The following is a 9144-nucleotide window of genomic DNA, read 5'->3' as shown; positions in this document are numbered from 1 at the left end:
TAGCGCGACTAAAGTAATGGGTTAACCACCGAGAGGAGTAAAAACAAGACGAAAAGGGTACCTCTGTAACCGTTCCAAAATCTATTTCTCAACTTTCTAAAAAGGAAAAATCAGGACAAAATCACAGGTACTCGCCTACCCTGTGCATTCATAATAAAGAGAGGAAGCGCAAACGTTTGCGCAATATTTCTAACAGTTTTATCTCTACAAGGCAGCGACCCCCTACCTATTCTTTATAAATTTGCAGATAAGCGACTTATTAACAGTCGAACAACTACTAACCCTTAGTCTATGAATCTATTATTTAACATTGAATACAAAACGGTTTTTGGGGAAGACCTCATCTTGAATGTAGTGAATGAAGGTCAGCCTGCAGATGGGCTTTATACCCCTTATAGAATGTACACCACCGACGGTCTGCACTGGAAGTGCGACCTCAAACTGTCTGCCACTGAAGCGCAAAATTCCCTTTGCTACTACTACTCGGTAGAATGCGACGGAAAGATAACGCGCAAGGAATGGACCACTCTTACCCACCGTCTCGACCTCACGGCAGCCAAAGCGAAGCAATACCATGTGTACGACCATTGGATGCAGATACCAGAAGACTCGTACCTGTACTCTTCGGCGTTCACCGACTGCCTTCATCGCAGCACATTGCAAGCTCTGCAGCCCACGGCTTACGACAAGACGGTGCGTATCATCGTACGTTCTCCGCAACTCAAACCCGACCAACATTTAGTGCTGTCGGGCGACACCGAGGCCTTGGGCGAGTGGAACATCAGCAAAGCACTGCCCATGACCCAGCACCAGCACAACGAATGGGTGGTGGACGTGGACGCTGAAACACTGAGCGAGCAGCACATAGAACTGAAGTTTGCTGCCCTGTCGTACTCCCTTCCCACGAACGACCCCATGTGGGAACCGTGTTTCAACCGCACCATCGACGTACCCAAGCTCAACCGTGGCAACATAGTGGTGTACCACTTGGATCAGGCTTTCATGCCCATGCCCAACACAAAGGTGGCTGGAACGTTGGTTCCTGTATTCTCACTACGCAGCAAAGGCAGCTTTGGCGTGGGCGACTTTGGCGACCTCAAGGCAATGATCGACTTTGTGGAAGCCACCGGACAGCACGTCCTTCAGTTGCTGCCCATCAATGATACCACAGCCACCTATACCTACACCGACTCTTACCCCTACAGCTGCATCAGCGTGTTTGCGTTGCATCCGCTCTATTGCGACTTACGCCAACTGCACAAACTCAACGACAAGGCGCAGCAAGCGCAATTTGACGCACTGCAAGAAGAGCTGAACTGTCTGCCACAGATAGACTATGTACGCGTGATGAAAGGCAAGATGGATTTCTTACAGTTACTCTTCAAGCAAGAGGGCAAACGCACCATGGGAACCAAGGCATACAAGGCGTTCTTCGAAAAGAGCGCCCGCTGGTTGGTACCCTACGCACAATTCTGCTACCTGCGCGACCAATACGGCACGGCAGATGCTACACAATGGTGCGACCACCACACATGGAACGAGGCAGATCGCAAGGCGTTGAGCACCCCAAGCAACAAGGCATATCAACAAGTAGCGTTCTACTACTTCGTGCAGTTTGTGCTATACACCCAAATGAAGGAGGCGCACGCCTATGCGCAAAGCAAGCGTATCGTACTCAAAGGCGACGTGCCGATTGGGGTCAGTCGTCACGGTTGTGACGTTTGGGTAGAACCCAAATACTTCAACATGGACGGACAGGCAGGTGCGCCACCCGATGATTTCTCCGTAAACGGACAGAATTGGGGGTTCCCCACCTACAACTGGGATGAGATGTTGAAAGACGGATGCGCATGGTGGGAACGCCGTTTCAAGAACATGGCGGAGTTCTTCGACGCTTATCGCATCGACCACGTATTGGGCTTCTTCCGCATTTGGGAAATACCTATTAGCTGTGTCAACGGCTTGTGCGGACAGTTTTCGCCATCGTTAGGTATGTCGCGCGAGGAGATAGCATCCTACGGACTCAACTTCCAAGAAGATTTATTTACGAAGCCTTACGTCCGCAACTGGGTTATCGACAGGGTGTTTGGCGAACATCAGGAAGAAGTCATCGCCAAATACCTCAACCATATTCACGACGACGTGTTTGAGTTGAACGAGCATTTCAACACCGAGCGCAAGATTGAAGCAGCCTTCGAGGGGCAAGAAATGGATGAGAAGAACACATGGATACGCGACGGACTGTATGCACTTGCCAACGATGTGTTGTTTGTTCGTGACAAGAAAAATCCTCACCTGTTCCACCCACGCATCACGGCACAATTCAACTTCATCTACGAAAGTCTGTGGGATGTGGACAAACAGGCGTTCAACCGTTTGTACAACGAGTACTACTATCGCCGCAACAACCAGTTCTGGTATCACGAGGCGATGAAGAAATTACCTAAATTGGTACAGGCTACCCGCATGTTGGTGTGTGCCGAAGACTTGGGAATGGTACCCGATTGCGTGGCATGGGTGATGAACGAGCTGCGCATCCTCAGTCTCGAGGTGCAGTCGATGCCCAAAGACCCAAAGGTAACCTTTGGCTATTTGCCCAACAACCCTTACAGAAGCGTGGCTACCATATCCTCACACGACATGCCAACGCTGCGCCAATGGTGGGATGAAGACTACCCACGCACACAGCATTATTACAACACCATGCTGGGAAAAGAAGGACCTGCCCCCCATCCACTGCCGGGTTGGTTGGCTCGCGACATCATTTGGCAACACTTGGCATCGCCCTCCATGCTCTGCATCCTGTCCATACAAGACTGGTTGTCCATGGACGAACGGCTCCGACTGGACGATGCCAACGCCGAACGCATCAACATTCCTGCCAATCCGAAGCACTATTGGCGTTATCGGATGCACCTGAACATTGAAGACATGCTGACCGACAATAGCTTGGTGAGCAATCTATGTGAACTGAACTCACAGTCGGGAAGGGGCTGACACCCTACCCCTCACACCTATAGCCACAAGGGTTTGCGCCCTTGTGGCATACCTTTGAACCACAACATCATGAAGAAAATCAACCTTATCCTTTTGTTTTTTATGCTGCCAATGGCACTGTTGGCACAAGTAGTCAAATCGCCCAATGGCAATGTAAGCGTCAACTTTAGTCTGCAAGGCAATGGCGTACCCACCTATTCCATGACCTACAAAGGCAAAGCTGTGGTGAAACCGTCACGCTTGGGCTTGGAACTCATGAAGGACAAGCACGCCTCCAAGGGGCTTCGGGAAACCGATTTGATGAATGGGTTTACGGTTAAAGACACGCAGACATCCACCTTTGACGAAACATGGAAACCCGTTTGGGGCGAGACCGCAACCATCAGAAACCATTATAATGAACTGGCGGTGACGTTGCATCAAGCCGCTTCTGAGCGCAATATCATTGTTAGGTTCCGTGTTTACAACGAGGGAATGGGATTGCGCTATGAATTTCCTCAGCAAGACAGCTTGACCTATTTCCTCATTAAGGAAGAACATACGCAGTTTGCCATGGCTGGCGACCATACGGCATGGTGGATTCCGGGCGACTATGACACGCAAGAGCAAAAGACACAACAAAGCAAACTCTCCGAAATAAGGGGGCGTTTCCATGATGCAGTGAACTGGGGAAACTCGTCGGTAGCAGTGTTCTCACCTACAGGCGTACAGACCTCGCTGCAAATGAAAAGCCAAGATGGGCTGTACATCAACATCCACGAGGCAGCTTGTGTGGACTATTCTACCATGCACCTCAACTTAGATGACAAGACCATGACGTTTGAAAGCTGGCTCACCCCAGACGCATACGGTGCCAAAGGGTGCATGCAAACGCCTTGTAAGAGTCCGTGGCGAACGGTAATGGTGAGCGATGACGCACGCGATATGTTGTCGAGCAACCTCATCCTGAACCTCAACGAGCCGTGCAAGATAGAAGACACGAGTTGGATTCATCCCACAAAATACTGCGGTGTGTGGTGGGAAATGATTGTTGGCAAAAGCGCATGGAACTACACCGATGAGTTCCCATCTATCAAACTCGACCAAATAGACTGGAGTAAAGCGAAGCCAAACGGACGCCATGCGGCTAACACAGACAAGGTGAAGCGATACATCGACTTCGCTGCCAAGAACGGATTGGATCAAGTTTTGGTGGAGGGATGGAACATAGGTTGGGAAGATTGGGCGAACCACTGGAAGCAAGACGTGTTCGACTTCGTTACGCCTTACCCCGACTTCGACCTGAAAGGACTCAACGAGTATGCTCATTCCAAGGGTGTAAAACTCTTGATGCACCACGAGACATCATCCAGCGCCGTGAATTATGAACGACATTTGAAAAAAGCTTTCAACCTCATGAACCAATATGGATATGATGCCGTGAAGACAGGATATGTAGGTGACATCATTCCTCGTGGCGACCACCACTTCTCTCAATCCATGAACGACCATTATATGTATGTGGTGAAGCAAGCCGCCAAGCACCATATCATGGTGAATGCACACGAAGCGACACGCCCAACGGGCTTATGCCGCACATGGCCTAACATGGTTGGCAACGAAAGTGCGAGAGGTGGAGAGTACGAAGCCTTTGGAGGAAACAATCCAGACCATACCACTATCCTGCCCTTTACTCGCTTACAGGGCGGACCGATGGACTACACACCGGGTATTTTTGTGACGAAACTATCAGAATGGAGCGACAATACCAGCTTTGTACACTCTACCTTGGCAGGACAGTTGGCACTCTATGTCACCATGTACAGCCCACTGCAAATGGCTGCCGACTTGCCCGAACACTACGAGAAGTTCGATGATGCGTTTCAATTCATACGAGATGTGGCTGTTGACTGGGACGACAGCAAGTATTTAGAGGCTGAACCTGGCGACTATATCACCGTGGCTCGCAAGGCAAAAGGTACGGACAACTGGTTTATCGGAGGCAAATGCGACGAGAACGGACACAAGAGTGTCATCAAACTCGACTTCCTCGACAAGGGGAAGAAGTACAGATGCACGATTTATGCCGATGCTAAAAATGCCCATTACGACCACAATCCACAAGCTTATGTCATCACGCACAAAACCGTGAAGCGTGGAGACGTGTTGAAAATCAATCAAGCCAGCGGTGGCGGATTTGCCGTTTCGCTCATGGCGCAATAATCAATAACACCCTTACTTATGAGATATTATCAGCATTATATTTTCCTGTTGTTGGCTTTTCTGATGCCAACAAGTAAATTATCTTTATCTGCCAAAGTGTTCAACGAAATGATTTATTCGCCTCAAAAGACTGCCTTCAAGCTCAATGCGCCAAGCTCTGCCAAGCATGTCGTGCTGCGTTTGTTCAAAGAAGGCGAAGGTGGAAAGCCCACAAAGACTGTAAAAATGAAGTCAATGGGCAACGACGTGTGGGCAAAAGAGATCAAGGACGACCTGAAAGGCATGTACTATACCTTTGAAGTGTTGGGTTACCAACAGCACAAAGGAGGCGAGACTCCGGGCGTGTTTGCCAAGGCGGTGGGCATCAATGGCAACAGAGGAGCTATCATAGACCTCCAAGCAACCAATCCCGAAGGGTGGGAAAACGATAAAAGACCTGCGCTCGCATCGCCCTCTGACTTGGTGTTATACGAGATGCACGTACGCGATTACACCGATTCACCTACCTCTCCTGCCGTTCATAAGGGCAAGTTTATGGGATTGGCTGAACCAAAAGCCATTGCCCACCTCAAAGAGTTAGGAGTGAATGCGGTACACTTGTTGCCTTCGTTCAACTTTGCCTCGGTGGATGAACACCAAACATCTAACGCCAACTACAACTGGGGATACGACCCAAAGAACTACAATGTGCCAGAAGGAGCATACAGTACCAACGCCAAAGACCCCAAAGTGCGCATCAAGGAGTTCAAACAAATGGTGCAAGCCCTGCACAAGGCGGGCATTCGTGTCATCCTCGACGTAGTGTACAACCACACGTTCGACATCGAAAACAGTAACTTTCAGCGCACTTACCCCGATTACTATTATCGCAAAGACGCTGAAGGCAAGTATTCAAATGGGTCGGGATGTGGAAACGAGACAGCCTCGGAAAAACCTTTGATGCGGCAATTCATGTTAGAATCGGTAAAATATTGGATTAACGAATATCACATCGACGGCTTTCGTTTCGACCTCATGGGCATTCACGACATAGCGACCATGAACGCCATCCGACAGGAAGTGGACAAGATAGACCCATCTATTTATATCTATGGTGAGGGATGGAGTGCAGGCAGTTGTGCTTATCCTGCGGACAAACTCGCCATGAAAGCCAACATCCAACAACTACCAGGCATCGCAGCCTTTAGCGATGAACTGCGCGATGCTTTGCGTGGACCCTTCAGTGACAACAGGAAAGGAGCGTTCCTTGCTGGCATTGTTGGTGAAGAAGAGAGCATTAAGTTTGGTATCGCCGGTGCCATAGCACATCCACAAGTAGACATGAGTAAAGTGAACTACAGCAAAGTGGCATGGGCAACCGAACCCACACAAATGATTAGTTATGTGAGTTGCCACGACGACATGTGCTTGGTGGACCGATTGAAGGCGTCGATACCCAACATTTCTACCGAAGAAATCATCCGATTGGACTTGCTTGCACAAACGGCAGTGTTCACTTCACAAGGTGTTCCGTTTATGTTGAGTGGCGAAGAGATGCTCCGTGACAAACAAGGGGTGCATAATTCGTACAAATCTCCCATAGAAATCAATCGGTTGGATTGGGACAATTTGCAGCATTACCCACAGGTGTTCAGCTATTACAAGGGGCTCATTGCACTGCGAAAGCAATACCACGCATTCCGTTTGGGCAATGCCGAGGCTGTGCGTCAGCATCTCACTTTCCTCCCAACAGAGCCCTGCTTGGTGGGTTATCGCTTGTTTGATGTCCCCACCAACAGCTACATCTACGTGCTGCTCAATGCCAACAAGACCGAGAAACAGGTATCCTTACCAGCTGGAGTTTACAACGTACTATGTTATGATGGTGTCATTGACGTCAATGGAATAGAGAAATTGATGCTCGATGAACATGCCGACAAGGCCATTGTTCCCGCACAATCAGCCATGATTCTAAGAAAACAGCAGTAAAAAGAAAATAAGATGAAGAAGTTATTATTTGTCATTTGCCTTTTGACACAGACTTTTACGACGTATGCCCAGATACAAATAAACCGCATTGACCCAACCAATTGGTTTGTTGGGATGAAGGATGCGAGTTTGCAACTCATGGTGTACGGCAACGACTTGCACGGCACTCAAGTAACCACCCGTGACGCTGGCGTGCAAATAGACAGTGTGGTACAGATGCCCAATGCACATTATTTGCTGGCTTACCTCAACCTGAAGGATGCCAAGCCTGGCACCATCACGCTGTCGTTAACCAAGGGAAAGAAAACAAAAAAGGTGAAATACGAACTAAAACAGCGTGAGAGGAGTGGCGACAAGCGCATGGGATTCACCAATGCTGACGTGCTGTACATGCTCATGCCCGATAGATTTGCCAACGGAGACACCAAAAACGACCAGATAAAAGGCATGAACAACTATGTTTGCGACCGCACGAAACCCAGTCTGAGACATGGGGGCGACTTGGAGGGCATTCGCAAACACCTTGATTATTTCACGAATTTAGGGGTGACCGCCCTATGGTTCACGCCCGTATTGGAAAACAATTCGCCCGACACCAACGGCTTTAGTACCTACCACGGATATGCCACGACAGATTATTATAAGGTAGACCCGCGCTTTGGCACCAACGAGGAATATCGCCAGCTCATTGACGAAGCCCACCAAAAAGGACTCAAAGTGGTGATGGACATGATTTTCAACCACTGCGGATTTGAACATCCATGGCTCAAAGAACTGCCCTCTGACGATTGGTTGAATGTGCCTGAATGGCTCGAGGAAGGCAAGAAAACTGGGCGAGACGAGAAGACAGGCATGTCAAATGGAACAAAAACCGGCTCCAAGTATTTGCAGACCAGTTATAAACTCACGCCGGTGCTCGACCCATACGCTTCGAAAATAGACCTAAAAGAAACCGTTGACGGATGGTTTGTACCCTCCATGCCCGACTTGAATCAGCGCAATCCGCACGTCATCAAGTACCTCATCCAAAACAGTATATGGTGGATAGAGACCGCAGGCATCGATGGCATCCGCATGGACACCTATCCTTATGCTGACCGCAAAGCCATGGCACTGTGGATGAAGACGCTCAACGAGGAGTATCCTAACTTCAATGTGGTTGGCGAGACATGGAATACAGAACCCGCTTATACCGCAGCTTGGCAAAAAGACAGTAAGCTGTCAGACATCAACAGCAACCTGAAAAGTGTCATGGATTTTAGTTTCTTTGAGAAAATCAACAAGGCGAAGAATGAAGAGACCGATGGCTGGTGGGATGGACTGAATAGGATTTACAACTCACTGGTGTACGATTATCTTTACGAAAATCCAAAAGATGTGATGGCTTTCATCGAGAATCACGACACCGATCGATTCTTAGGTAATGGACAAGATGTCGCTGCACTCAAACAAGCCTTAGCTCTTTTGCTCACCATGAACCGCACTCCGCAGCTGTATTACGGCACCGAAGTGCTGATGAATGGCACCAAAGAGGTGACAGATGGTAATGTACGGCAGGATTTCCCCGGTGGTTTCCCGGGCGATGTACACACGGCATTCACGGCAGAAGGCAGGTCAACGGCTCAAAATGAAATGTTCAACTGGCTCAGCAAGCTGCTGCATTGGCGACAGGGTAATGAAGTGATAGTCCAAGGCAAGCAGATTCAGTTCATTCCTCACCAAGGGGTGTACGTCTTAGCACGCCAACATCAAGGTAAAACCGTGCTGACCGTACTCAACGGAACGTCGAAAGAAGCCCGATTGGACGTGAAGCGATATGCCGAAGTAATCGGGCAACACAAAGCAGGTGTGGAGGTTCAGACAGGAAAAACCATCGATTTGACCGCTGACATACTGTTAAAACCACGCCAAACCATGATTATTGAATTATAAACTTCTATCATCTATTTGGAGGAATGATGTATCTCATATTACATC

4 protein-coding genes are annotated in these 9144 nt (G+C 49.0%); all 4 read left to right on the top strand.

Annotated features, from left to right (window positions below; genetic code table 11):
• Nucleotides 1–291: 291 nt before the first annotated feature.
• Nucleotides 292–2997 carry a 4-alpha-glucanotransferase gene (locus BN35_RS06220; protein ID WP_028901201.1) on the top strand — a complete coding sequence of 902 codons (2706 nt, stop codon included), beginning with the start codon at nt 292–294 and terminating at the stop codon, nt 2995–2997.
• A gap of 69 nt (nt 2998–3066) precedes the next feature.
• The gene (locus tag BN35_RS06215; protein ID WP_028901200.1) at nt 3067–5199 is read left to right on the top strand and encodes a glycoside hydrolase family 97 protein; all 2133 of its coding nucleotides are present in this window, start codon (nt 3067–3069) and stop codon (nt 5197–5199) included.
• Nucleotides 5200–5217: 18 nt separating this feature from the next.
• A complete protein-coding gene (gene pulA / locus BN35_RS06210; RefSeq protein WP_028901199.1) occupies nt 5218–7167 on the top strand; it encodes a type I pullulanase in 1950 nt (649 codons plus the stop codon).
• A 12-nt stretch (nt 7168–7179) separates the two neighbouring features.
• Entirely contained in the window at nt 7180–9099 is a 1920-nt protein-coding gene (locus BN35_RS06205; RefSeq protein ID WP_028901198.1) for a glycoside hydrolase family 13 protein, read from the top strand.
• Nucleotides 9100–9144: the final 45 nt, after the last annotated feature.

This window comes from Hoylesella timonensis 4401737 = DSM 22865 = JCM 15640 (assembly GCF_000455445.1).
Taxonomy (GTDB): domain Bacteria; phylum Bacteroidota; class Bacteroidia; order Bacteroidales; family Bacteroidaceae; genus Prevotella; species Prevotella timonensis.
This window is presented reverse-complemented; position numbering and strand designations above follow the sequence as displayed.